General features: G+C 70.7%; 24 protein-coding genes. 19 read left to right on the top strand and 5 right to left on the bottom strand.

The genetic code is table 11. The annotated features are described in order from the left end of the window. The first annotated feature begins 80 nt into the window (after positions 1 to 80). The 4 genes from E2L08_RS14795 to E2L08_RS14780 all read left to right on the top strand — a co-directional run bounded on the left by E2L08_RS14795 (position 81) and on the right by E2L08_RS14780 (position 3,214). Positions 81 to 467, top strand: a complete 387-nt coding sequence (locus E2L08_RS14795) for a helix-turn-helix domain-containing protein (protein ID WP_133397874.1) — start codon at positions 81 to 83, stop codon at positions 465 to 467. 10 nt (positions 468 to 477) lie between these two features. Beyond that, positions 478 to 1,284 carry an inositol monophosphatase family protein gene (locus E2L08_RS14790; RefSeq protein ID WP_133397873.1) on the top strand — a complete coding sequence of 269 codons (807 nt, stop codon included), beginning with the start codon at positions 478 to 480 and terminating at the stop codon, positions 1,282 to 1,284. Positions 1,285 to 1,299: 15 nt separating this feature from the next. After that, the gene (locus E2L08_RS14785) at positions 1,300 to 2,646 is read left to right on the top strand and encodes an 8-oxoguanine deaminase (RefSeq protein WP_133397872.1); all 1,347 of its coding nucleotides are present in this window, start codon (positions 1,300 to 1,302) and stop codon (positions 2,644 to 2,646) included. Positions 2,647 to 2,806: 160 nt separating this feature from the next. After that, positions 2,807 to 3,214 carry a CAP domain-containing protein gene (locus E2L08_RS14780; protein WP_133397871.1) on the top strand — a complete coding sequence of 136 codons (408 nt, stop codon included), beginning with the start codon at positions 2,807 to 2,809 and terminating at the stop codon, positions 3,212 to 3,214. Here E2L08_RS14780 and guaD read toward each other — a convergent pair. Next, the gene (guaD, locus tag E2L08_RS14775) at positions 3,211 to 4,500 is read right to left on the bottom strand and encodes a guanine deaminase (RefSeq protein WP_133397870.1); all 1,290 of its coding nucleotides are present in this window, start codon (positions 4,498 to 4,500) and stop codon (positions 3,211 to 3,213) included. The two genes, E2L08_RS14780 and guaD, sit on opposite strands and share 4 nt — an antisense overlap. Before the next feature lie 145 nt (positions 4,501 to 4,645). Between guaD and mgtE the strand changes: the two genes are divergently transcribed. The 4 genes from mgtE to E2L08_RS14755 all read left to right on the top strand — a co-directional run bounded on the left by mgtE (position 4,646) and on the right by E2L08_RS14755 (position 9,399). Next, positions 4,646 to 6,034, top strand: coding sequence for a magnesium transporter (gene mgtE / locus E2L08_RS14770; RefSeq protein WP_133397869.1), 1,389 nt, complete (start codon positions 4,646 to 4,648; stop codon positions 6,032 to 6,034). Then, positions 6,031 to 6,606 carry a 5-formyltetrahydrofolate cyclo-ligase gene (locus E2L08_RS14765; RefSeq protein ID WP_133397868.1) on the top strand — a complete coding sequence of 192 codons (576 nt, stop codon included), beginning with the start codon at positions 6,031 to 6,033 and terminating at the stop codon, positions 6,604 to 6,606. The genes mgtE and E2L08_RS14765 overlap by 4 nt, the downstream gene beginning before the upstream one ends. A 9-nt stretch (positions 6,607 to 6,615) precedes the next feature. Next, positions 6,616 to 7,428 carry a TIGR00282 family metallophosphoesterase gene (locus E2L08_RS14760; RefSeq protein ID WP_133397867.1) on the top strand — a complete coding sequence of 271 codons (813 nt, stop codon included), beginning with the start codon at positions 6,616 to 6,618 and terminating at the stop codon, positions 7,426 to 7,428. A 189-nt stretch (positions 7,429 to 7,617) separates the two neighbouring features. Beyond that, the gene (locus tag E2L08_RS14755; RefSeq protein WP_133397866.1) at positions 7,618 to 9,399 is read left to right on the top strand and encodes an SLC13 family permease; all 1,782 of its coding nucleotides are present in this window, start codon (positions 7,618 to 7,620) and stop codon (positions 9,397 to 9,399) included. On the opposite strand, the gene E2L08_RS14750 is transcribed toward E2L08_RS14755, so the two are convergent. Beyond that, complete coding sequence (locus E2L08_RS14750) at positions 9,371 to 10,108, bottom strand: glutathione S-transferase family protein (protein ID WP_168771166.1); 738 nt, start codon at positions 10,106 to 10,108, stop codon at positions 9,371 to 9,373. The genes E2L08_RS14755 and E2L08_RS14750 overlap by 29 nt on opposite strands. A 117-nt stretch (positions 10,109 to 10,225) precedes the next feature. Between E2L08_RS14750 and E2L08_RS14745 the strand changes: the two genes are divergently transcribed. After that, a complete protein-coding gene (locus E2L08_RS14745) occupies positions 10,226 to 10,576 on the top strand; it encodes a hypothetical protein (RefSeq protein ID WP_133397864.1) in 351 nt (116 codons plus the stop codon). Between the two features lie 76 nt (positions 10,577 to 10,652). Beyond that, positions 10,653 to 11,402: a YebC/PmpR family DNA-binding transcriptional regulator gene (locus E2L08_RS14740; protein WP_133397863.1), complete on the top strand. Its 750-nt coding sequence runs from the start codon at positions 10,653 to 10,655 to the stop codon at positions 11,400 to 11,402. Between the two features lie 31 nt (positions 11,403 to 11,433). On the opposite strand, the gene E2L08_RS14735 is transcribed toward E2L08_RS14740, so the two are convergent. Continuing rightward, on the bottom strand, positions 11,434 to 11,631 hold the full coding sequence (locus E2L08_RS14735; protein WP_133397862.1) for a hypothetical protein: 198 nt from the start codon (positions 11,629 to 11,631) through the stop codon (positions 11,434 to 11,436). Positions 11,632 to 11,723: 92 nt separating this feature from the next. Between E2L08_RS14735 and E2L08_RS14730 the strand changes: the two genes are divergently transcribed. After that, positions 11,724 to 12,317, top strand: a complete 594-nt coding sequence (locus E2L08_RS14730; protein ID WP_133397861.1) for a LysE/ArgO family amino acid transporter — start codon at positions 11,724 to 11,726, stop codon at positions 12,315 to 12,317. A 16-nt stretch (positions 12,318 to 12,333) separates the two neighbouring features. Here E2L08_RS14730 and E2L08_RS14725 read toward each other — a convergent pair whose 3' ends face one another. Together E2L08_RS14725 and radA are read right to left on the bottom strand one after the other, a co-directional pair. Next, the gene (locus E2L08_RS14725; RefSeq protein ID WP_133397860.1) at positions 12,334 to 12,885 is read right to left on the bottom strand and encodes a CvpA family protein; all 552 of its coding nucleotides are present in this window, start codon (positions 12,883 to 12,885) and stop codon (positions 12,334 to 12,336) included. A gap of 9 nt (positions 12,886 to 12,894) precedes the next feature. Further along, positions 12,895 to 14,259, bottom strand: a complete 1,365-nt coding sequence (radA, locus tag E2L08_RS14720) for a DNA repair protein RadA (RefSeq protein ID WP_133397859.1) — start codon at positions 14,257 to 14,259, stop codon at positions 12,895 to 12,897. Positions 14,260 to 14,440: 181 nt separating this feature from the next. Between radA and E2L08_RS14715 the strand changes: the two genes are divergently transcribed. The 8 genes from E2L08_RS14715 to E2L08_RS14680 all read left to right on the top strand — a co-directional run bounded on the left by E2L08_RS14715 (position 14,441) and on the right by E2L08_RS14680 (position 23,548). Further along, the gene (locus E2L08_RS14715) at positions 14,441 to 15,190 is read left to right on the top strand and encodes a sulfite exporter TauE/SafE family protein (RefSeq protein WP_133397858.1); all 750 of its coding nucleotides are present in this window, start codon (positions 14,441 to 14,443) and stop codon (positions 15,188 to 15,190) included. Positions 15,191 to 15,300: 110 nt separating this feature from the next. Continuing rightward, the gene (locus E2L08_RS14710) at positions 15,301 to 16,524 is read left to right on the top strand and encodes a urate hydroxylase PuuD (RefSeq protein ID WP_133397857.1); all 1,224 of its coding nucleotides are present in this window, start codon (positions 15,301 to 15,303) and stop codon (positions 16,522 to 16,524) included. A gap of 205 nt (positions 16,525 to 16,729) precedes the next feature. Continuing rightward, complete coding sequence (gene iolG / locus E2L08_RS14705) at positions 16,730 to 17,725, top strand: inositol 2-dehydrogenase (RefSeq protein ID WP_133397856.1); 996 nt, start codon at positions 16,730 to 16,732, stop codon at positions 17,723 to 17,725. Beyond that, positions 17,718 to 19,643 carry a bifunctional 5-dehydro-2-deoxygluconokinase/5-dehydro-2-deoxyphosphogluconate aldolase gene (locus tag E2L08_RS14700; protein WP_133397855.1) on the top strand — a complete coding sequence of 642 codons (1,926 nt, stop codon included), beginning with the start codon at positions 17,718 to 17,720 and terminating at the stop codon, positions 19,641 to 19,643. The genes iolG and E2L08_RS14700 overlap by 8 nt, the downstream gene beginning before the upstream one ends. Continuing rightward, on the top strand, positions 19,640 to 21,463 hold the full coding sequence (gene iolD, locus E2L08_RS14695; RefSeq protein WP_133397854.1) for a 3D-(3,5/4)-trihydroxycyclohexane-1,2-dione acylhydrolase (decyclizing): 1,824 nt from the start codon (positions 19,640 to 19,642) through the stop codon (positions 21,461 to 21,463). Before E2L08_RS14700 ends, iolD begins: the two co-directional genes overlap by 4 nt. Before the next feature lie 4 nt (positions 21,464 to 21,467). Further along, on the top strand, positions 21,468 to 22,367 hold the full coding sequence (iolE, locus tag E2L08_RS14690; protein ID WP_133397853.1) for a myo-inosose-2 dehydratase: 900 nt from the start codon (positions 21,468 to 21,470) through the stop codon (positions 22,365 to 22,367). A 24-nt stretch (positions 22,368 to 22,391) separates the two neighbouring features. Then, the gene (iolB, locus tag E2L08_RS14685) at positions 22,392 to 23,198 is read left to right on the top strand and encodes a 5-deoxy-glucuronate isomerase (RefSeq protein ID WP_133397852.1); all 807 of its coding nucleotides are present in this window, start codon (positions 22,392 to 22,394) and stop codon (positions 23,196 to 23,198) included. Positions 23,199 to 23,314: 116 nt separating this feature from the next. Beyond that, positions 23,315 to 23,548: a hypothetical protein gene (locus E2L08_RS14680; RefSeq protein WP_133397851.1), complete on the top strand. Its 234-nt coding sequence runs from the start codon at positions 23,315 to 23,317 to the stop codon at positions 23,546 to 23,548. Positions 23,549 to 23,807 lie beyond the last annotated feature (259 nt).

Here is a 23,807-nt window from a genome sequence, read left to right as displayed (position 1 = left end):
GCGCGCCCTGTCCAATAGGGCAGGTTGCGCGCGTCGGGCCTCCCGTCAGATTGAAAGGCCTGAACCTCTAGCGGAACGCCATGCCACATCCCGTTGATATCCATGTCGGAAAACGCGTCCGGCACCGTCGCCGACTGACCGGGACGACCCAGCAGCAACTCGCCGAACGGGTCGGGATCAGGTTTCAGCAGATCCAGAAATACGAAACCGGCACCAACCGCATCTCGGCCTCGCGGCTCTGGGACATCGCCGAGGCGCTCGGCGTGCCGATCGCCTTCTTCTTCGAGGGGGCGGGCCCCGACGACCGGATCGAGACCGCCGCCGACCCCTATTCCGACCGCGAGGCGACCGACCTGCTGCGTGCCTATTACGCCATCCCCGAGGCGCAGCGCCGCCGACTCTTCGATCTGGCCCGCGCGCTGTCTGACGACCGGGCGGCCATTGACCGCGTCGGGCCTTCTGTCTAGCGCAAGGTCCATGAGCCTTTCGGTCCCGCCCGAGCTGATCGCCGATCTGTGCCGCGTCGCGCTGGCTTGTGCCGACGCCGCGCGCCCCGAGACGCTGCGCCATTTCCGCGCCCCGGCCCTGGCCGCCGACAACAAGCAGGCCGGCGGCTTCGACCCCGTGACCGAGGGCGACCGCGCCGCCGAACGGGCGATGCGCGAGGTGCTGGCCCGGCTGCGGCCCGACGACGCCATCCTCGGCGAAGAATACGGGGCGAGCGCCGGCTCGACCGGGGTGACATGGGTGCTCGACCCGATCGACGGGACGCGCGCCTACCTTGCCGGAGCGCCCACATGGGGCACGCTGGTCGCGGCGGGCGACGGCGCGGCACCGCTCGTCGGGCTGATCGACCAGCCCCATACGGACGAGAGGTTCTTCGGCGCGCCGGGCGAGGCCTGGCTCGACCATGCCGGCAGCCGCCGCGACCTGGCCACCCGCGACACGGCCCGGATCGAGGATGCGATCCTGCTCACCACTTTTCCCGAGATCGGCAGCCCCGAGGATCGCGCGGCCTTTTCGCGCGTGTCCGAACGGGCGCGGCTGACGCGCTACGGGCTCGACTGCTATGCCTACGGGTTGCTTGCCGCGGGCCATGTCGACCTCGTGATCGAGGCCGGGCTGCAGGCCTACGACATCCAGGGGCCGATGGCCGTGGTCCAGGCGGCGGGCGGCATCGTCACCACCTGGGACGGCGGCAAGGCCGGGCGGGGCGGGCGCATCATCGCCGCCGCCAATGCCGACCTGCATGCCGCGGCGCTCGAACTGCTCGGCCGGATCTGAGCGCGGAGCCGCCCCATGCCCGACACCCGCCCCATCCTTCTGCGCCGCGCCCAGGCCATCCTGACGATGGACGACGCGCGGTCCGAACACGCGGATGCCGATATCCTGATCGCGGGCGGGCAGATCGCGGCGGTGGGGCAGGGGCTGGCCGCCGGGGGCGCCGAGATCCACGACCTCGCCGGATGCCTGGTCACGCCGGGGCTCGTGAACACGCATCACCACCTTTACCAGACCATGACGCGCGCGGTGCCCGGCGCGCAGGACGCGGCGCTGTTCGGCTGGTTGCGGACGCTCTATCCGATCTGGGCGCGGATGGGCCCCGAGCATATGCGCGTCTCGGCGCTCACCGGGCTGGCCGAGCTGGCGCTGTCGGGCTGCACCCTGACCTCGGATCACCTCTACCTCTATCCGGGCGGCGCGCGGCTCGACGACACGATCGACGCCGCGCGCGAGATCGGGCTGCGGTTTCTCGCCACGCGCGGGGCCATGTCCATCGGCGAAAGCGCGGGCGGGCTGCCGCCCGATGCGCTGGTCGAGGACGAGGCGGCGATCCTCGACGACTGCATCCGCGTGATCGACGCCTTTCACGATCCCCGCCCCGGTGCGATGGTGCAGGTGGGCGTCGCGCCATGTTCGCCCTTTTCGGTCAGCCGCGAGCTGATGCGCGACGCGGCGATCCTCGCCCGCGACAAGGGCGTGCGCCTGCATACCCACCTGGCCGAGAACGACGAGGACGTGGCCTACAGCCTCGCGCGGTTCGGCTGCCGCCCCGGCCGATATGCCGAGGATCTGGGCTGGACCGGCCACGATGTCTGGCACGCCCATTGCGTCAAGCTCGACGCGGGCGAGATCGACCTGTTCGCCCGCTCGCGCACGGGGGTGGCGCATTGCCCCTGCTCGAACTGCCGCCTCGCCAGCGGGATCGCGCCGGTCCGCGCCATGCGCGACGCGGGCGTGCCGGTGGGGCTCGGGGTGGACGGCTCGGCCTCGAACGACGCGGGCAACCTCGCGGCCGAGGCGCGGATGGCGATGCTGCTGCAACGCGTGTCCTCGGGTCCGGGCGCGATGTCGGCGCGCGAGGCGCTCGAGATCGCGACGCGGGGCGGCGCGGATGTGCTGGGACGACCCGAATGCGGGCGCATTCAGCCCGGCGCGCGCGCCGATCTCGCCATCTGGGACATGCGCGGCCCCGAGGCCGCGGGCAATCGGGACGCGGGCGCGATGCTGCTGGCCGGGCCGAACCGCGTGCGCCATCTCTTTGTCGAGGGGCGGCAGGTCGTGCGCGACGGCGCGATCACGACGATCGACCTGCCCACGGTGCTCGAACGCCACCGCGCCCTTTCCCGCGGCCTCGTCCCGTGACGCCGGGGCGCCCGCACGCCTCCCCCCAAATCTTCTCTTTCTCAAATACCCCGATCCCCTGCCGCGCCGCGTCGCCGCCCGCCGGGACTGCGCGAAACCCCATGAAACCGCGCCTTGCGCCACCGCGTTGTCGCGCCGACACCCCCGACCGGAGATCCCCATGACCCGAACCGCCATCGCACTTGCCGCCGCCCTCGCCACGCTGGCCCTGCCCGCCGCGGCGCAATCCGTGAACGAGGTGCGCCGCGCCAACGGGCTCGCCCCGCTCGAACGGATCGACAAGCTCGACCGGGCCGCTGCGCGCCAGGCCGCCGCGATGCGCAAGGCGGGCGCGATCTCGCATACCGGGGCGGACGGCTCGTCCTTTTCGGCACGGCTCCGGGCAGTGGGGTGCAGCGGCGGGGCCGAGAACGTGGCGATGGGCGATTTCGGCGGCGAGGCCGGTGTCGTGGCGGGCTGGATGGACAGCCCGCCGCATCGCAAGAACCTGCTGACACAGGGGCTCGAAAGCTACGGGATCGCGCAGGACGGGCGCTACTGGGCGCTGGTTCTGGGGCGGGGCTGCTAGCCCAGCGCGCGCCGTCCGCCCACCCAGACGCCCGCCACCGCGCGATCGTCGCCCATCATGATCGTGGGAAAGACCTCTTCCCAGACCGATTCGGCGCGCGCCGCGCGTTGCGCGATGGCCGGTGTCGCGCCCAGGTCCAGCGCCACGAGATCCGCCGCCGATCCGGGGGCGAGCGTGCCGATCTCGCCCTCCATGTGCAACGCGCGGGCCGAGCCCTCGGTCGCCAGCCACAAGAGCTGCGCGGGGTGCAGGGCCGATCCGGCGAGCTGCCCGATCTCGTAGGCGGCGGCCATGGTGCGCAGCATCGAGAACGACGACCCGCCGCCGGTATCGGTGGCCAGCCCCACCGACAGCCCCTCGGCCCTTGCCCGCGCCATGTCGAACAGCCCCGACCCGATGAAGCTGTTGGAGGTCGGGCAATGCACCAGCGCCGCGCCTGTCTCGGCCAGCCGCGCGCGTTCGCGCGGGCGCAGGTGGATCGCGTGGCCGTAGAGCGCCCTCTCGCCCAGCAGGCCGAACGCCTCGTAGGTGTCGAGATAGTCCCGCGCCTCGGGAAAGAGGTCGTGCATCCAGGCGATCTCGTCGGTCTGCTCGGACAGGTGGGTCTGCATGAGGCAATCGGGATGCTGCGCCCAGAGCGCGCCCAGCGCCTCGAGCTGCTCGCGCGACGAGGTGGGCGAGAAGCGCGGCGTGATCGCGTAGCGCGCGCGCCCCTTGCCGTGCCACGCCTCGATCAGCGCCTCCGACGCGTCGAAGGCGCTTTCGGCGGTGTCCGTCAGCCCCGCGGGCGCATTGCGGTCCATGCAGGTCTTGCCCGCGACCACGGCCATGCCGCGCGCCTCGGCCGCGGAAAAGAACGCGTCGACGCTGACGCTGTGGATGGTGCAGAAACTCGCCAGCGTCGTCGTGCCATGCGCCAGCGCAAGGTCGAGCGTGCGCTCGGCCCGGGCGGCGGCATAGGCGGGTTCCTCGAACCGCATCTCCTCGGGAAAGGTGTAGGTGTCTAGCCAGTCGATCAGCCGCTTGCCCCAGCTCGCGATGATTCCCGTCTGGGGATAATGCATATGCGCGTCGACAAAGCCCGGCAGCAGCAGCGCGCGCCCCATGTCGGTGCGCCGCGCCGCGCCCGCGCGCGCGGCCACCGCGTCGACCGGGCCGGCGGCCACGACATGGCCGCCCTCGACCAGGATCGCGCCATGGGCATCGTGGATCGCGGCCTCCTCGGGCGGTACGGCAAAGGGGTCGGCGACAAAGCGCAGCACCTGCCCCGTGATAAGGTCTGCCATCGGCGCGCTGCCTCCTTGCGGTCGCGATGCGGGTTCGGCGCCTTCTTAGGCGGGCCGCGGGGCGAGGTAAACTTGCGCCGCCCACTGGAAGCGGACCCGCCCGCGCCCTAGTCTTGGCGCCAGCCAGACCGCGCGAGGATCCCATATGGCCGACCCCGAAACCCTGCCCGAGGCCGAGCGCCTCGAGGACGACGCCTATGCGCTGAGCGGCGAGACGGTGCGCGCCGCGCGCGAGGCGGTCGAGGCGGGGGATGCCGGGGCGCTGACCGCGCTGATGGCGCCGCTGCACCCCGCCGATATCGCGGACCTTCTCGAACAGCTCGACGAGGGCGCCCGGCACCGCCTGATCGATCTCTACGGGCACGAGTTCGACGGCGACATCCTGTCCGAGCTCGACGATTCGATCCGCGAGGACGTGATCGCCGCGCTGTCGCCCGCGGTGCTGGGCGAGGCGGTGCGCGAGCTCGAATCCGACGATGTGGTCGACCTGCTCGAAAATCTCGATGCGCCACAGCAGGCCGCCATCCTCGAGGCGCTGGAACGGCCCGAGCGGCTGGCCATCGAGCGCGCGCTGGCCTTTCCCGAAGGCTCGGCCGGGCGGCTCATGCAGCGCGAGGTCGTCACCGCGCCCGAGCACTGGACCGTGGGCGAGGCCATAGATTTCATGCGCGCGAGCCTCGATCTGCCCGAGCAGTTCTATCACATCGTGCTGGTCGATCCGCGGTTCCGCCCCGTCGGGCATGTCACGCTGGGCAAGGTGATGGCCGCCGATCGCGTCACGCGGCTGGCCGACCTCACCGAGCCGTCCTTCCGCACCATCCCCGCCGACCAGGACGAGGAGGACGTGGCCTATGCCTTCAACCAGTATCACCTGATCTCGGCCCCGGTGGTCGACGCGAGCGACCGTCTCGTGGGCGTCATCACCATCGACGACGCGATGATCGTGCTGGCCGAAGAGAATGCCGAGGATCTGCTGCTGCTGGCCGGCGTCGGCGACGAAAGCATCTCGGACCGCACGCTCGAGATCGTGAGGCGGCGGTTCCCGTGGCTGCTGGTCAATCTCGGGACCGCGATCCTCGCCTCGATCGTCATCTCGCTGTTCGAGGACGTGCTGGCCGCGGTGGTGGCGCTGGCGGTGCTGATGCCCATCGTGGCCTCGATGGGGGGCAATGCGGGCACGCAATCCATGACGGTGGCGGTGCGCGCGCTGGCCACGCGCGACCTCACGGGATCGAACGCCTGGCGGGTGATCCGGCGCGAGGTCGGTGCGGGGCTGCTCAACGGGCTGGCCTTTGCGGTGATCGTCGGCATCGTCGGGCTGATCTGGTTCGGGATGCCGCTGCTGGGGCTGGTGATCGCGCTGGCCATGGTGGTCAACCTCGTCGTCGCGGGGCTGGCGGGGGTGCTGGTGCCGCTCGCGCTCGACAAGGCGGGGATCGACCCGGCGCTGGCCTCGGGCACCTTCGTGACGACGGTGACGGACGTGGTGGGGTTCTTTGCCTTTCTTGGGCTCGCCGCGGTGATCCTGCTATGAACCTCGCCGCGCACAAGGACGCCCTGCGCCGCGCGGCGATGGACCGCCGCGCCGCCGCCCATGCCGCCGCCGGGCCCGGCGCGGCCGATCTGCTGGTCGAGACGCTGGCCGCCTGGCCCGGCGCGCCGCTGGCCGCCTATGCCGCGATGCGGAGCGAGATCGACCCCATGCCCGCGATGCGTGCGGCCACCGGGCCGGTCGGGCTGCCGGTGATCGTGGCGCGCGCGGCGCCGCTCAGGTTCCGGGCGTGGTCGCCGGGCACGGCCATGATCCGCGGCCCCTTCGGCGTGGATATCCCCGAAACCGGGGGCTGGATCGTGCCGCGCGTGGTGATCGTGCCGCTGCTGGCCTTCGACCGGTCGGGCGGGCGGCTGGGCTATGGCGGGGGGTTCTACGACCGCACCCTGGCCGAGCTGCGCGCCCGCGGACCCGTCACGGCCATCGGGTTCGCCTATGCCGCGCAGCAGGTCGACCGCGTGCCCACCGAAGAGACCGACGCGCCGCTCGACCTGATCGTGACCGAGGCCGAGGCGATCCGCCCCGGTCTTGCGGATCGCGGCCCCGCATCGTAGCGGGGGCCCATGCGTATCCTGTTTCTCGGCGACGTCATGGGGCGCGCCGGCCGCACCGCCATCGAGACCCGGCTGCCCGCGCTGCGCGACAGGCACGGGGTCGATTTCTGCATCGTCAACGGCGAGAACGCGACCAACGGCATGGGCCTGTCGCCCGACCATGCCACGGGGCTTCTCGAAGCGGGGGCCGATGTCGTGACGCTGGGCGATCACGCCTTCGACCAGCGCGAGATGATGCGCTTCATCGAGACCGAGCCGCGGGTGCTGCGGCCGCTCAACTACTCCAAGGCCGCGCCGGGCAAGGGCGCGCGCGTCTTCGAGGCGGCGGGCGGGCGGCGCGTGCTGGTCGCGCAGGTGCTGGGCCAGGTCTTCATGAAGCGGCCGTTCGACGACCCGTTCTCGGCGCTCGACGCGACGCTGCGGGCCGCCACGCTGGGCGGCGCGGTGCAGGCGGCGGTGGTCGATATCCATTGCGAGGCGACATCGGAAAAGATGGCCGTGGGCCATTACTGCGACGGGCGCGCCAGCCTCGTCGTGGGCACCCATACCCATGTGCCGACGGCGGATGCGACCATCCTCGCCGGCGGGACCGCCTACCAGACCGATGCCGGGATGTGCGGCGATTACGACAGCGTCATCGGCATGGAAAAGGACGAGCCGCTGCGCCGGTTCCTGACCGGGATGCCCAAGGGCCGGTTCCAGCCCGCCCGCGGCGAGGCGACCCTGTCGGGCGTGCTGGTCGAGACCGACGACCGGACGGGCAAGGCGGTCGCGGTGCGCATGATCCGCGAGGGCGGCCGGCTCGAGCCGTCGCCGGGCTGATCGCGGATCGGGGCGGCGGGCCTCATGCCTCCGTCACGGCCGCCGCGCGTTTCCACCCGGTCGAGCGACCCACCCGCGTTTTTCCGGCCCCCGCGCGCCTCGCGCCATCCGCGCGCGCTTGCGCGGCCCGCCGTTCCGGTTAAGGTCGGGCGGCTGACCAAGGCACAGGACCGGCTGGCATATCTCCCGATGTTGACCTTTTTCCAGGATCCGACGATCCACGCGCTGGCGAGTTTCGGCGTCGTCATCGTGATGTTCGTGCTCTTTGCGCGCGAAACCTATCCCGCCGACGTAGTCGCCGTGGCGGGCGCCGCGGTGATGTACGGGCTGGGGCTGCTGCCCTATGACGCCGCGCTCGAGGTGCTGTCGAACCCGGCGCCCTGGACGATCGCGGCCATGTTTCTCGTCATGGGGGGGCTGGTGCGCACTGGCGCGCTGCAATGGCTGACCGAGCTTGCCGACAGCCGCGCCGAGAGCCATCCGCGCCGGGTGCTGCTGCTTCTGCTTTGCGCCGTGGCGCTGGGTTCGGCCTTCATGAACAACACGCCGGTCGTGGTCGTGATGATCCCCGTCTTTGTCCAGCTTGCCCGCCGGATGGGGGTGTCGCCCTCCAAGCTGCTGATCCCGCTCAGCTATGCCGCGATCCTCGGCGGGACGCTGACGCTGATCGGCACCTCGACGAACCTGCTGGTCGACGGGGTGGCGCGGGGGCAGGGGCTCGAACCTTTCTCGATCTTCGAGATCCTGCCGCTGGGGCTGGCCCAGATCGCGGTGGGCGGGCTCTATCTCGCACTCGTGGGGCGTCATCTTCTGCCCGAGCGCACGTCGCTGGCCAACATGGTCAGCGACCGGCGGCGGATGAAATACTTCACCGAGGTCGCGATCCCCGAGGGCTCGGCGCTGGCCGGGCAGCCCGTGCTCGAAGTCGACATGTTCCGCCGAGAGGGCGGGCGGGTGATCGACGTGCTGCGCGGCGATGCCTCGCTGAGGCGCAACCTCAGCGCGGTCGAACTGGCCGAGGGTGACCGCGTCGTGCTGCGCACCGAGATGGCCGAGCTGCTGAGCCTCAAGGAAAACAAGGATCTCAAGGGCGTGGACCGGCTGAGTTCGGTCGCCACCGAAACCGTCGAGGTGCTGATCTCGCCCGGCTGCCGCATGATCGGCCGCACATTGGGCGCGATGCGCCTGCGCCGCCGCTATGGCGTCTATCCGCTGGCCGTCCACCGCCGGAACCAGAATATCGGCCGCCAGCTCGACGAGGTCGAGGTGCGGGTGGGCGATACGCTGCTGCTCGAAGGGGCGCCCGCCGATATCCGCCGCCTCGCGCAGGACATGGAGCTTCTGGATATCTCGACGCCCTCGGCCCAGGCCTACCGGCGCAGCAAGGCCCCCATCGCCATCGGCGCGCTGGCGGCGGTGGTGGTGCTCGCGGCCTTTGGCGTGGCGCCGATCCTCGGGCTCGCCGTCATGGCGGTGGCGCTGATCCTGGTGTCGCGCTGCATCGACGCGGACGAGGCGTTTTCCTTTGTCGAAGGGCGGCTCCTCGCGCTGATCTTTGCCATGCTGGCGGTCGGCGCGGGGTTGCAGGCGTCGGGGGCGGTGGCGCTGTTGGCGGAATGGGTCGCACCGCTGCTGGCCGACGTGCCGCCCGTGATGGTGGTGCTGGTGATCTATCTGCTGGCCTCGACCCTGACGGAAATGGTGTCGAACAACGCCGTGGGCGTCATCCTCACCCCCATCGCGATCGAGCTGGGTCTGTCGCTGGGGCTCGACCCGCGGCCGCTGGTGGTGGCGGTGATGTTCGCGGCCTCGGCGGCGTTCTCGACGCCCATCGGCTACCAGACCAACATGCTGGTCTATGGGCCGGGGGGCTATCGCTTCACCGATTACCTGCGCGTCGGCATCCCGCTCAACCTGATCCTCGGTGTCACGGCGGCGCTGCTCATCCCGCTGATCTGGCCGCTGCACTGACCCCGCGCGGCGCCATCGCGTCGTCGTAAAGACGGGAGCGCAGCCGTTCCTCGAAGTCGACGAGCGTCGGGCGCGCGAGGATCGCGTCGCGCGCCGGGGTGTCGAGGTCGCAGCGCAGCACCGTATGGATCGCGCCGAAGACGCAGGCATCGACCGAGCGCGGCGCCTCGCCGAAATAAAAGGGCCGCTCGCCCAGCAGATCGGCCAGCGCGTCGATATCCTGCCGCGCCAGCATCGCCTTTTCCTCTTCGGTAAAGCGGCCGAGCCCCTGGAGCCGCGCGGTCTTGCGCATCGTGCGCGACACGATGCCGAACACCACCCCGCGCAAGGGGCGGGGGATCTCGGCGAAATAGCCCTCGCGGACCGTGTCGGGATGCAACGTCCAGCGGAAATGCCCGATCAGGAAATAGAGGTGATGTTCGCACATCCGCCGGATCGCGGTGTCGAGCGCGCGGTCGCGCGCATCCATCCCGGCGGTGAAATCGGCGCCGTGGGCGGCGACCAGATGCGCCTCGATCAGGGTGCTGTCGGGGATGACGCGGTCGCCATCGACCAGAACGGGCAGCTTGCCGCGCGGGGCCTTGCGCACATCGGCATGAACTCTCTCGAAAGGCAGGCCGGCCATGCAGAGCAGCGCATCGACCTTGGTGGTAAAGGGGCTGGCCGAGACGGTGCCGCGGAACGGGGGAAAGGTATGGAGCTTGAGCATCGGCGCGGCCTGTGCGGTTCGGGATCGGCCCGAGCGTAAGCACGCCCGCGCCATGGTGTCACCCGCGACTTGGCGCTAGGCTGGGGCGCGCAGCCGCACCACCCGAGGACACCCCCCATGATCCGCCAGATCGCCCTTATCGCCCTGTTGCCGCTGGTGGCGGGATGCGCCGCGGCCCCGCGCGCCGGGACGCAGGCCGCCACGGCGCCGCCGGCCCCGGTCGCGGTGACGCTCTACCGCGACACGGTAACGGCGCGGATGCCCGGCGGCGCGCTTTGCACCGCCGTGCGCGAGGCGGGCGGCGGCGCGTGGGAGGGGCGGTTCGCCGGCTGCCCGCAGACATGGCCCGTGGCGGTGCTGCGCCCCAGCCCCCGCCCGCGCGTGGCGCTGGGCCCGGTCGCGGCCGATCCGTGGGTGACGCTCGGGCCGGACCCGGCCGCGCCGCTGCTATACGGCCCCACGGGCTGAGCGCACGGCCACCCCTTGAACGCCGCACCCCGCCCGGACTATATCGCCCTCGCTTTCACTCAAAGGGGATTACGGCATGGCGGGTCATTCCAAATGGGCCAACATCCAGCATCGCAAGGGGCGTCAGGATGCGGCCCGATCCAAGCTGTTTTCGAAATTGTCCAAGGAAATCACCGTCGCCGCCAAGATGGGCGACCCGGACCCCGACAAGAACCCGCGCCTGCGCCTTGCCGTGAAAGAGGCCAAGACGAACTCGGTCCCCAAGGACGTGATCGACCGCGCCATCAAGAAGAGCATGGGCGGCGATGGCGACAGCTACGAGGAAATCCGCTATGAGGGCTATGGCCCCGGCGGGGTCGCGGTGATCGTCGAGGCGATGACCGACAATCGCAACCGCACCGCGTCGAGCGTGCGATCGACCTTTGGCAAGCATGGCGGCAATCTCGGCGAGACGGGCAGCGTGTCCTTCATGTTCGAGCGCAAGGGCCAGGTCGTCTATGGACCCGAGGCGGGCGATGCCGACACGGTGATGATGGCCGCGATCGAGGCGGGGGCCGAGGATGCCGAGACCTCGGACGAGGGGCATGTGATCTGGTGCGCCGATACCGATCTCAACGAGGTGTCCGGCAAGCTCGAAGAGATCCTGGGCGAAAGCGAAAGCACGCGGCTGGTCTGGCGCCCGACTACCACGACCGAGCTCGACCTCGAGGGGATGCAAAAGCTGACCCGCCTGCTCGACGCGCTCGACGATGACGACGACGTGCAGAACGTCACCGCCAATTTCGACGCCTCGGACGAGGTCATGGCCCAGATGAACGAAAGCTGAGGGCGCGGGGCGCGCGCGCCCTCCCGCCCGGTCAGGGCGGCAGCGCGCCCTCGGCCAGCCCGTCCTGCATCGCGGCCGCCTGCGCGCCTGCGGCGCAGCCCACCGAACGGCCGCCCGCCCGCAGATCGTCCGATATCGCGATCACCACCCCCGCGCCGAGCGCCGCCAGCACCATCCATTCGGTCATTCCGCCCTGTTCGCCCGCGGCGAAACCCCTTGCCCATCGCATTGTCCACTCCGTTCGGGAAGGGGGCCCGGATGATGCCGGAGGACGGCGCCCCGGTGCTGGAATTGCGGCGATCCCGCGGCTAAAGCCGACAAATGGATTCAATTTTTCCGGGCTTCGCGCTCGGCCTCTCGCTCATCCTCGCCATCGGGGCGCAGAACGCCTTTGTGCTGCGGCAGGGCCTGCGCCGGTCCCATGTCCTTGGCGTCGTGCTGACCTGCGCGCTCAGCGACGCGGTGCTGATCGCGGCCGGCGTGGCGGGTTTCGGCTGGCTGGTCGAGGCCGCGCCCTGGATCGAGCCGGTCTTTACATGGGGCGGTACGGCGTTCCTGCTGGCCTATGGCGGGCTCGCCTTTCGCGCCGCGATCCGGGGCGGCGGGCAGTTGCACGCGGCGGGTACGGGGGCGGGCGGGCTGCGCGCGGCGCTCGCGACCTGCCTCGCGCTGACCTGGCTCAACCCGCATGTCTATCTCGACACGGTGGTTTTGCTGGGGTCGGTGGCCAGCACCTATCCCTCGCGCCTCGGCTTCGGCGCGGGGGCGGTCACGGCGTCCTTCGTCTTTTTCTTTTCGCTGGGCTACGGCGCGCGGTTCCTGTCGCCGGTCTTTGCCCGGCCGGCCGCGTGGCGCGTGCTCGATCTCGGGGTCGGCGCGGTGATGTGGGCGCTGGCGGTCAAGCTGATGCTGTGACGCGGGCCGCGCGCGCTTACTCGCAGATGCCGACGAGCCCTTCGTAGCGCTCTACGATCCAGCCCGGCGCGTCGTCGGGGATGGTCCCGTCCAGCGCGGTCTCGTTGCGGGCAAAGATGTTGGCGGTGCGGCTGTTCTCGACCGCGGCGATGGTCTCGGTCGCGGCGAGCCGATCGTAGACGATGAAGGCCACCGCGACCAAGAGCACCCCGCGCGCCACGCCAAAGACGAACCCCGCCACCTGGTCCACCGGCCCCAGCGCGCTGTCGCGGATCGCGCCCGACAGGATCGGCGTGAAAATCGACACCACCACCAGCGATACGGCAAAGACCGCGACGAAGGCCACGATGATGCTGAGCTCGCACGAGCCGGACAGGTATTGCGACAGCACCGGGATCTCGCGCACCAGAGGCTGCGCCGCGGGCGCCAGAACGAAGGCCAGCGCCGCCGCCACGATCCAGCCGAGGATGGCCATGGCCTCGCGCACGAAGCCGCGCGAATAGGCGAGGATCGCCGAGACGACGACCACGAAGGCCACGATGGCGTCGAATGAGGTGAAACCGGTCACGTCGTCTCCTTATCCGGCGCCGAAAAGGTCGCCCACGAGCCCGGCGAGATCGGGATATTGCCGCAGCCCCATGCCCTCGGTCGCAAGCGGCTTGGCCTGCGCGGGCGCGATCGCCGCCGAAAAACCAAGTTTGGCCGCCTCTTTCAACCTGTTTTCCGCCTGCGACGCGGGGCGCAGCGCGCCCGACAGGCTGATCTCGCCGAAAACGACCGTTTCCGCGGGCAGGGCGGTGTCCTCGCGGGCCGACAGCAGCGCCAGGGCGACGGCAAGATCGGCCGCGGGCTCGCGCACGCGCAGGCCGCCCGCCACGTTGAGATAGACGTCGAGCCCGGCAAAGGGAATCGCGCAGCGCGCCTCGAGCACGGCGAGGATCATCGCAAGCCGCCCGCCGTCCCAGCCGACGCTCTGGCGGCGGGGTTGGGCGTGGGGGGTGGGCGCGACCAGCGCCTGGATCTCGCAAAGCACCGGGCGCGAGCCCTCGATGCCGGCAAAGACGACCGAGCCCGGCGCGGGGTTCTCGCGCTCGCCCAGGAACAGCGCCGAGGGGTTGGCCACCTCGGCCAGCCCCGCGCCCGTCATCTCGAACACGCCGATCTCGTCGGCGGGGCCGAAGCGGTTCTTGACCGCGCGCAGGATGCGGAACTGGTGGCCGCGCTCGCCCTCGAAATAGAGCACCGTGTCCACCATGTGCTCGACCACGCGGGGGCCGGCGATCTGGCCCTCCTTGGTGACGTGGCCCACCAGCACGACCGCGATGCCGTGCCGCTTGGCAAAGGTGACGAGCTCATGCGCGGCGGCGCGCACCTGCGCGACCGAGCCGGGCGCGCTGTCGACGCTGTCGCTCCACATGGTCTGGATCGAATCGATGATCGCCAGCGCCGGTTTCTCGGCCTCGAGCGTGGTCAGGATGTCGCGCAGGTTGGTCTCGGCGGCGAGGCGCAGCGGCGCCGCCCCGAGGCCCAGCCGGGCCGCGCGCATCCGCACCTGCGCCGAGGCTTCCTCGCCCGAGACGTAGATGCAGCCGAGCCCGGCCTGCGCAAAGCTCGCCGCCGCCTGGAGCAGTAGCGTCGATTTGCCGATGCCCGGATCGCCGCCGACCAGAACCGCCGAGCCGGGCACCAGCCCGCCGCCCAGCACGCGGTCGAGTTCCTCGAGCCCCGAGCGGGTGCGCGGCGGCGGCGCCTCGGCGCGCGACAGGTCCGACAGCGCCATGCCGCGCCCGCGCGCGGCGCCGAGCGCCCGCGCGCCGGGGCCGGTGGTCAGCGGCGCCTCTTCGACGATGGTGTTCCACGCCCCGCAGGCATCGCAGCGCCCGCTCCACTTGGTATGGCGCGCGCCGCAGGCGGAACAGACGAAATCGGGAGACTTGGGCATGGGCCCTTCTGGCGCGGTCGCGCGCCGGGGGCAAGCGGCGCCGCGCGGGCCGGCCGGCGGGTCATGAGTATTTGTGGAAACAGAGAATTGGAGAGCCCCGCACCGGGCCGCAGCCCGCCCCCGTTGCCGCCGCCGCCCGCGCGGTCTAGGGCGGGGGGCGAAGTTTCGGGGCCGGTTCGGTATGTGGGATCTGTTGTTCGTCTCGGCCGCGGCCTTCGTGGGGGGCGTGGTCAATGCCGTCGCGGGGGGCGGCACGTTCTTTACCCTGCCCGCGCTGGTGGCGGTGGGGGTGCCGCCCGTGGCCGCGAACGCGACCTCGGCGCTGGCGGTGTTTCCGGGCTATGCCGCCTCGGCGCTGGGCTTTCGCGCCGAGCTGCGCAGTTTCGAGAGGCGCTTCGTGCTGCGGCTGGTGGCGGTGACGCTCGCGGGCAGTTTCGCGGGCTCGCTATTGCTGCTGGTCAGCTCGAACGAGGCGTTCTCGGCCATCGTGCCGGTGCTTTTGCTGGGCTCGACGCTGGCCTTCGTCTTCGGCGACCGCATCCGGGCGCGGGCCGCGGCGCGGGGCCGGCCGGGAGCGGCCCGTCCGGGCATCGGCATGGCGCTGGCTTGCGTCTATGGCGGCTATTTCAACGGCGGTCTCGGGATCATGCTGCTGGCGCTCTTCGCGCTCTGGGGGATGGAGGACCTGTCGCGCATGAACGCGCTGAAGAACGTCGCGGCCTTTACCGTCTCGACGATCTCGGTCGCGACCTTCGCCGCGGCGGGGCTGATCGACTGGTCCTACGCGACCGCGATGATGCTGGCCGCGACCGCGGGCGGCTATGCCGGCGCGCCACTGGTGCGGATCGTGCCGCGCCCCATCATGCGCGCGGCCATCGCCACGATAGGGTTCGGGGTCACGGCGGGCTTCGCCTGGCGGCTGGTGGCCTGAGCCCGCGCGCCACCTTTCGGGATAATTTGATAGTGCTGAGCGGGCTGCCCCATACACGGCGGGCGCCCCGCGCGATACACGGGGCGGGTCGCAACAAGGGGGGCCGGACCATGCAGGATTTCGCCATCATGTGGGATTGGGGCGCCTTCGCGGTGCGCTGGCTGCATGTCATCACCGCCATCGCCTGGATCGGGTCGTCCTTCTATTTCGTGGCGCTCGATCTCGGGCTCAACCGCAACATCAAGGGCGCCGCCGATGGCGAGGAATGGCAGGTCCATGGCGGCGGCTTCTACCACATCCAGAAATACCTCGTCGCACCCGAGGCGATGCCGCAGCATCTCGTCTGGTTCAAATGGGAAAGCTACGCCACCTGGCTGTCGGGCGCCGCGCTGCTGATGATCGTCTACTGGGCGGGGGCCGAGCTTTACCTCGTGGACCGCGCCAAGGCCGATCTGGCGATCTGGCAGGCGATCCTCGTCTCGGCCGGCTTCATCGCCATCAGCTGGATCGGCTACGACCTTCTGTGCCGCTCGCCGCTCAAGGAATACCCCACCGCCGTCATGCTGGTGCTTTTCGCGGGCATCGTGGTGTCGAGCTGGGCGCTGAACCAGGTGTTCACGGGGCGCGCGGCGCTTTTGCACCTGGGCGCCATGACGGCCACGATCATGACCGCCAACGTGTTCTTCGTCATCATGCCCAACCAGCGCATCGTGGTGGGCGACCTCAAGGCCGGGCGCAAGCCCGACCCCAAATACGGCAAGATCGCCAAGCTGCGCTCGACCCACAACAACTACCTGACGCTGCCGGTGCTGTTCCTGATGCTGTCGAACCACTACCCGCTGGCTTTCGGCACCGACAACGCCTGGATCATCGCGGCGCTGGTGTTCCTGATCGGGGTGTCGATCCGGCATTACTTCAATACCATGCACACCCGCCAGAAGGCCCCGACATGGACATGGGCGGTGACGGTGGTGCTGTTTCTCGCCATCGCGTGGCTTTCGACCGTGCCGCTTCGCGACAGCGATTTCGCCGAGGCGCAGGCGCGCGAGCTGTCCCCGCATGCGCAGATCTATGCCGCCGCCGCCGGCTTTGACGAGGTCGAGCAGATCGTCGTCGGGCGCTGTTCGATGTGCCACGCGCGCGAGCCCGTCTGGGACGGCATCCGCTGGGCGCCCAAGGGGGTCTATCTCGAGACCCGCGCCGATATCGCGGGCGCGGCGCAGCAGATCTACCTGCAATCGGGCGTGTCCCACGCGATGCCGCCCGCCAACATCACCGACCTGCCCGAGGACGACCGCGCCGCGATCCGCGCCTGGTACAACGCGGCCTCCTGACCGGGCGGCGGGGGCGCGCCGGGTCCCCGTTCCGGCGCGGATCGCGCGCCGCGGGAAAATCTCGGGCGAGCCCGCTTTCGGTGTTCTGCACAGCAGTGCAATCCTTTATCCAGTGCGCACCGGGGGCGTCGCGGCCCGTCGGAGCGCCCGTCCGGCGCCCCGTGCCGCCGCCCCCCCGGACCACGCAGACGAGGGAAAGCGGGACATGCTGAACACGGGACTTCTGGGGGCCGGCCGGATCGGGCAGGTCCATGCCGTCAACATCGCGGGCCATGCCGGCAGCCGCCTGGCCGCGGTGGCCGACGTGAATGCCGACGCCGCCGGGGCGCTGGCCGGTCGGTTCGGGGCCGAGATGCGCGGGACCGACGAGATCCTCGCCGATCCGGGCATCGACGCGGTGCTGATCGCGACCTCGACCGACACCCATGCCGACCTGATCGAGCGCGCGGTCGATGCCGGCAAGGCGGTGTTCTGCGAAAAGCCGGTCGACCTGTCGCTGGAGCGGGCGCGGGCCTGCGCGCGCCATGCCGAGGCCAGCGGGCGGCCCGTCATGCTGGGCTTCAACCGCCGGTTCGACCCCAGCTTTGCCGCGCTCAAGGCCGCGCTCGATGCGGGCGAGGTCGGACGGGCCGAGATGCTGGCCATCACCTCCTTCGATCCCGCGCCGCCGCCGATCGCCTATATCAAGGTGTCGGGCGGGCTGTTCCGCGACATGACGATCCATGATTTCGACATGGCGCACTGGCTGATGGGCGGTCTGCCCGAAACGGTCTCGGCCACCGGGTCGGTGCTGGTCGATCCGGCCATCGGCGAGGCGGGCGATATCGACACCGCCGTCATCGTCATGACCTGGGCCGACGGGCGGATCGCGACGATCCGCAACTCGCGCCGCGCCGCCTACGGCTATGACCAGCGGGTCGAGCTGCTGGGCGAAAAGGGGCTGCTCGAGCTTGGCAACATCCACGAGACGACGCTGCGCAGATCGACCGACCGGGGCGTGACCGGGGCCAAGCCCACCTATTTCTTCCTCGAACGCTACATGCCCGCCTTTGCCGCCGAGTGGGACGCCTTCGTCGCGGCGGCCTCGGGCGAGGGCACGGTGCCCGTGGGCATGGCCGACGGCGTCGCCGCCCTCGCCATGGCCGAGGCCGCGGCGCGGTCGCGGGCCGAGGGGCGGCCGGTGGCGCTGGGCGATGTCTGAGGGCGCATCGCCCGAGGCGGGCCCGCTCGATATCGTCACCATCGGGCGGGCCAGCGTCGACCTCTACGGGGCGCAGGTCGGCGGGCGGCTCGAGGACATGCGCGGTTTCGCCAAGTATATCGGCGGCAGCCCGACCAACATCGCCTGCGGCGCGGCGCGGCTGGGCCTGCGCGCGGCGCTGATCTCGGCGGTGGGCGACGAGCATATGGGCCGCTTCATCCGCGAAGAGCTGATCCGCGAGGGGGTCGAGGTCTCGGGCCTCAAGACCGATCCCGACCGTCTGACGGCGCTGGTGTTGCTAGGCATCCGCGACGATGACAGCTTTCCGCTGATCTTCTACCGCGAGAACTGCGCCGACATGGGGCTGACCCCCAAGGATATCGACCCCGCGCTGATCGCGCGGGCGCGCGCTCTCGTCGTCACCGGCACCCATCTCAGCCATCCCCGCGTCGAGGCCGCCGTGCTGCACGCCATCGGGATCGCGCGCGACGCGGGGCTGCGGATCGCGCTCGATATCGACTATCGCCCCAATCTCTGGGGGCTTGCCGGTCACGGCGCGGGCGACAGCCGTTTCGTCGAGAGCGCGGCGGTGACGGCGCGGCTTGCCGCGCATCTGCACCGCTTCGACCTGATCGTGGGCACCGAGGAGGAGTTCCACATCGCCGGGGGCAGCACCGATACGCGCGCGGCGCTGGCCGCGGTGCGCGCGGTCTCGGACGCCGTGCTGGTGTGCAAGCGCGGCCCGATGGGGGCGGTGGCGTTCGACGGGCCGATCCCCGCGTCGCTCGAGGCGGGGCTGGCCGGGCCGGGGCGCGACGTCGAGGTGTTCAATGTGCTGGGTGCGGGCGACGGGTTCATGGCGGGGCTGCTCAAGGGCTGGCTCGACGGGGCCGGCTGGACCACCGCGCTGAGCTACGCCAATGCCTGCGGGGCGCTCGCGGTCTCGCGCCATGGCTGCACGCCCGCCTATCCGAGCTGGACCGAATTGCAGCTTTTCCTCGGGCGCGGCGTGGTCCGTCGCGACCTGCGCCACGATGCCGAGCTCGAACAGGTGCATTGGGCCACCACCCGCAAGGGGCGATGGGACGATCTGCGCGTCTTCGCCTTCGACCATCGCGCCCAGATGGAAGAGATGGAGGGCGCGGACCCCGAGCGGATCGGCCGGTTCAAGCTGCTCTGCCTCGAGGCGGCGACGCGGCAGGCTGCGCGGGACGGCGGCAGCCACGGCATCCTCTGCGACGAACGGCTGGGCCGGTCGGCGCTGCGCGCGGCGGCCGGGCGCGGGCTCTGGACCGGGCGCCCGGTCGAGCTTCCGGGTTCGCGGCCGCTGGCGCTCGAGACGCAGCTCGGCCCCGATTGCGGGGGGCTCGGGGAATGGCCGCGCGATCACGTCGTCAAATGCCTGTGCTTTGCCCATCCCGACGATGACGCGGCGCTCTGGGCCGACCAGATCGCCACGGTGGGACGGCTGTTCCACGCGGCCCGGCGCAATGGGCTCGAGATGCTGCTCGAGGTCATCCCCTCCAAGGTGGGCGCGGTCGGGGACGACACCACCGCCCGCGTGATCGAACGGTTCTACGACGCGGGCATCCATCCCGACTGGTGGAAGCTCGAACCCTTTGCCACCGAGGCCGCCTGGGCCGCGGCCTGCGACGCGATCGAGCGGCACGACCCCCATACCCGCGGCATCGTCGTGCTGGGGCTCGACGCCCCCGAGGCCGCGCTGGCCGAGAGCTTTGCGCTGGCGGCGCGGTTCCCGCTGGTCAAGGGTTTCGCCGTCGGGCGCACGATCTTCGGGCAGGTGGCGCGCGACTGGTTCGCCGGGCGGATCGACGACGGCGCGGCGATCGACACCATGGCCGCGAATTACGCGCGGCTTTGCGATATCTGGACGCAGGCGAGAAAGGGGCGGGAATGACCACGATCAGGCTTACGGCGGCGCAGGCCATGGTGAAATGGCTGGCCGCGCAGCAGACCGACACCGGAGAGCGGTTCCTCGAAGGGGTCTGGGCGATCTTCGGGCATGGCAATGTCGCGGGCCTGGGCGAGGCGCTGCATGCCCATCGCGACGACCTGCCGACATGGCGCGGCCAGAACGAGCAGACCATGGCCCATACCGCCATCGCCTTTGCCAAGGCCCATGCGCGGCGGCGTGCCATGGCGGTGACGACCTCGATCGGGCCGGGGGCGCTGAACCTCGTGACGGCGGCGGCGCTCGCGCATGTGAACCGCCTGCCGCTGCTGCTGATCCCCGGCGATGTCTTTGCCAATCGCGGCCCCGACCCGGTGCTGCAACAGATCGAGGATTTCGGCGACGGCACCGTGTCGGCCAATGACTGCTTCCGCCCGGTCTCGCGCTATTTCGACCGGATCATGCGCCCCGAGCACCTGCTGACGGCGCTGCCGCGCGCGATGCGCGTGCTGACCGACCCGGCCGATTGCGGGCCGGTCACGCTGTCCTTCTGCCAGGACGTGCAGGCCGAGGCGCATGACTGGCCCGAGGCGTTCTTTGCCCCGCGCCGCTGGCCGCAGCGCCGCCCCCAGGCCGACCCCGCCGAGATCGCGGCCGCCATCGACGCGATCCGCGCGGCCGAGCGCCCGGTGATCGTCGCCGGGGGCGGCACGATCTACGCCGGTGCCGAGGATGCGCTGGCCCGGTTCGCCGAGGCGCACGAGATCCCCGTGCTCGAGACGCAGGCGGGCAAGTCGGCCCTGGCCTCGGATCACCCGATGAACATGGGCGCGCTGGGCGTGACCGGCACCGACGCGGCCAATGCGCTGGCCGCCGACGCCGATCTCGTGATCGGGGTGGGAACGCGGTTCCAGGATTTCACCACCGGATCGTGGGCGCTGTTCCGCGACCCCGCGCGGCGGCTTTTGTCGCTGAACGTCGCGGCCTATGACGCCATGAAACACGGCGCGATGCCCGTGCAGGGCTGCGCGCGCGACAGCCTGCGCCGCATCGGCGAGGGTCTGGGCGACTGGCGCGCCGCGCCCCGCATCGGCACGCGCCGCGACGACTGGATCTCGGCCGCCGACGCGGTGATGGCCGCGCCCAATGGCGCGGGGCTTCCGACCGACGCGCAGGTGATCGGCGCCGTGCACCGCCAGTCGGGGCCCGATACCGTGGTCATGGGCGCCGCGGGCACGATGCCCGGCGCGCTCCACACGCTCTGGCGCGGCGCGCGAGGCGGCTATCACATGGAATACGGGTTTTCCTGCATGGGCTACGAGATCGCGGGCGCAATGGGGCTTAAGCTCGCCCGCCCCGAGGCGCATGTGGTCTGTTTCGCGGGGGATGGCAGCTACATGATGGCGAACTCGGAATTGGCCACCGCCGTCATGCGGCGCGTGCCCTTTACCGTGATCCTGACCGACAATCGTGGCTTCGGCTGCATCAACCGGCTTCAGAAGGGCACCGGCGGCGCGCCGTTCAACAACCTCTACGCCGATGCCGAGGTCGCCGCGCAGCCCGAGATTGATTTCGCGGCCCACGCCGCCGCCATGGGCGCGGCGGCCGAAAAGGCCGGCAGCATCGCCGAACTCGAGGACGCCATCGCCGCCGCCCGCGACCGCGACGTGCCCAGCGTCATCGTGATCGAGACCGACCCCCATCCGGGCACCGGCGCGGGCGGGGCATGGTGGGACGTCGGCGTGCCCGAGGTCTCGACGCGGGCCGAGGTACGCGCGGCCCGCGCGGAATACGAACGCGGCCTTGCCGCCCGAAAGAGGATCTGACCCGATGGTGCGACTCGGTATCTCTCCCATCGCCTGGCAGAACGACGACCTGCCGGACATGACCGCCGCCTTTACCATGGAACAGGCGCTGCGCGATTCGGCCGCCATCGGCTTTGCCGGGATCGAGCGCGGACGCCGCATGCCCGCCGACACCGAGGGGCTGCGCGCCTATCTCGACGCGCACGGACTCGCGCTTTGCGGGGGCTGGTGCTCGGGCAACCTGATGGCGCGCGATCCGCAGGCCGAGATCGCCGCGATCCGCGACCAGGTCGCGCAGTTCGTGGCCCTCGGCGCGCCGTGCATCGTCTATGCCGAATGCTCCAACACGGTGCAGGGCGACCCCTCCGTTCCGGTCGCCCGCCGCCCCAAGCTCACCCGCGACGAGGTGACGGATTATGCCGCCCGCCTGTCCGAGGTGGCGCGCTGGACGGCGGGGCAGGGGATGGCGCTGTCCTACCATCACCACATGGGCTCGATGATCGAGGATGCCGAGGATATCGACTGGCTGATGGAGGGCAGCTCGGACGAGGTTCACCTGCTTTTCGACACCGGGCACCTGCTGTTCGCCGGGGCCGACCCGCTGGCGGTGCTGGACCGGTGGGGCCACCGGGTGAACCATGTCCACGTCAAGGATGTGCGCCGCGACGTGATGGATCGCGCCCGCGCCGAGGGCATGAGCTTTCTCGACGCGGTCGCCGCCGGGGTCTTTACCGTGCCGGGCGACGGCTGCATCGATTTCGCCCCCGTGGCCCAAAGGCTCGCCGCGATGGGCTATGACGGCTGGATCGTCATCGAGGCCGAACAGGACCCCGCCCGCGCCGACCCCGAGACCTATTCGCGCATGGGCCACGACCATATCGCCCGCATCTGCCGCGAGGCGGGGCTGGACCTCGCCCCGGCCTGAGCCCCCGACCCCAAGGAGCAACCGATGCCCGATCTTCTGCACCGCCCCTTCGGCACCCATGGCAAGGTGCATGACATCACCCCCGCCATCGCCGGATGGCGCTACGTGGGCTTTGCGCTCTACCGCCTGCGCGCGGGCGAGACCGCCGCCGGTGCGCTCGGCGACCGCGAGGCGATCGTCGTCATGGTCGAGGGCCGCGCGCGCTTCGAGGGCGCGGGCCGCGACTGGGGCGAGCTGGGCGAGCGGATGAACGTCTTCGAAAAAACGCCGCCGCATTGCCTCTATCTGCCCGATGGCAGCGACTGGCGCGCCGAGGCCACGACCGACTGCACCATCGCGCTCTGCACGGCGCCCGGCCGCGGCGGCCATCCCGCGCGACGGATCGGCCCCGAGGGCATAACCCTCACCGAGCGCGGCCGCGGCACGAACACGCGCCATATCAACAATATCGCGATGGAGGCCGAGGATTACGCCGACAGCCTTCTCGTGACCGAGGTGTTCACCCCCGCCGGGCACTGGTCCTCCTACCCCAGCCACCGCCACGACGAGGACGATTTCCCCCGAATCACCTATCTCGAGGAAACCTATTACCACCGTCTCGACCCCGCCACGGGCTTTGGCGTGCAGCGCGTCTATACCGATGACGGCACGCTGGACGAGACGATGGCCGTGCATGACGGCGACGTGGTCTGCGTGCCCCGCGGCCACCATCCCTGCGGCGCGCCCTACGGGTTCGAAATGTATTACCTCAACGTCATGGCCGGACCGCTGCGCAAATGGCGCTTTGTTGCCGCCCCCGAGGTCGAGTGGATCATGGAGCGCGACGGCTGAGATGGGCCGGGGCTTTTCCTTTCGCCGCGCGCCCCGCTATGCTTGCCGCATGAACCGGGCCCGGAACAACGACGCGACCGCCCGCCCCGAAAGCGCGGGGCGTTGCCGCCTGCGCCATGACCTTGCGCGACGGGACCACGTCGATGCCGCCTGAACGCCGGGGCTTTTTCGACGTCCGCGTCCCGATGTTCCGCCCCCTCTGGCGCCGCATCGCCGCCACCGCCGTCACCGCCGGCTGGGCCGCCCTCGAACTCACCGCCGGCAACCCCGGCTTCGCCCTCCTCTTCGCAGCCGCCGCCGCCGTACTGTTCTACCAGTTCTTCCTCGATTGGCGCCCGCCGGAGGGGTAGGGGGGCTCGCCGGGGTTCCATGGCTGGCGATATTCGGATTCGGGAACCCACGGGGCGCCAAACTTCGCAATGCGGCGGAACCCCTGCGGGCATCCCCTGCCTTACGATAGGCGACCGTATACGAGATGTACGAGCACGGCTAGGGTCAGGATGCATTGATTGTTGCTGTTCGGCGTGATTCACGGCCCGAAAAACGGAGCGGTGACATGGACGACCTCTACTGGCTGAGCGACGAGCAGATGGCCAAGCTTTCCCCTTT

This window comes from Palleronia sediminis (assembly GCF_004358695.1).
GTDB lineage: Bacteria > Pseudomonadota > Alphaproteobacteria > Rhodobacterales > Rhodobacteraceae > Palleronia > Palleronia sediminis.
The sequence above is the reverse complement of the archived record's forward strand: the minus strand, read 5'-3'. Positions and strand labels throughout refer to the sequence as shown.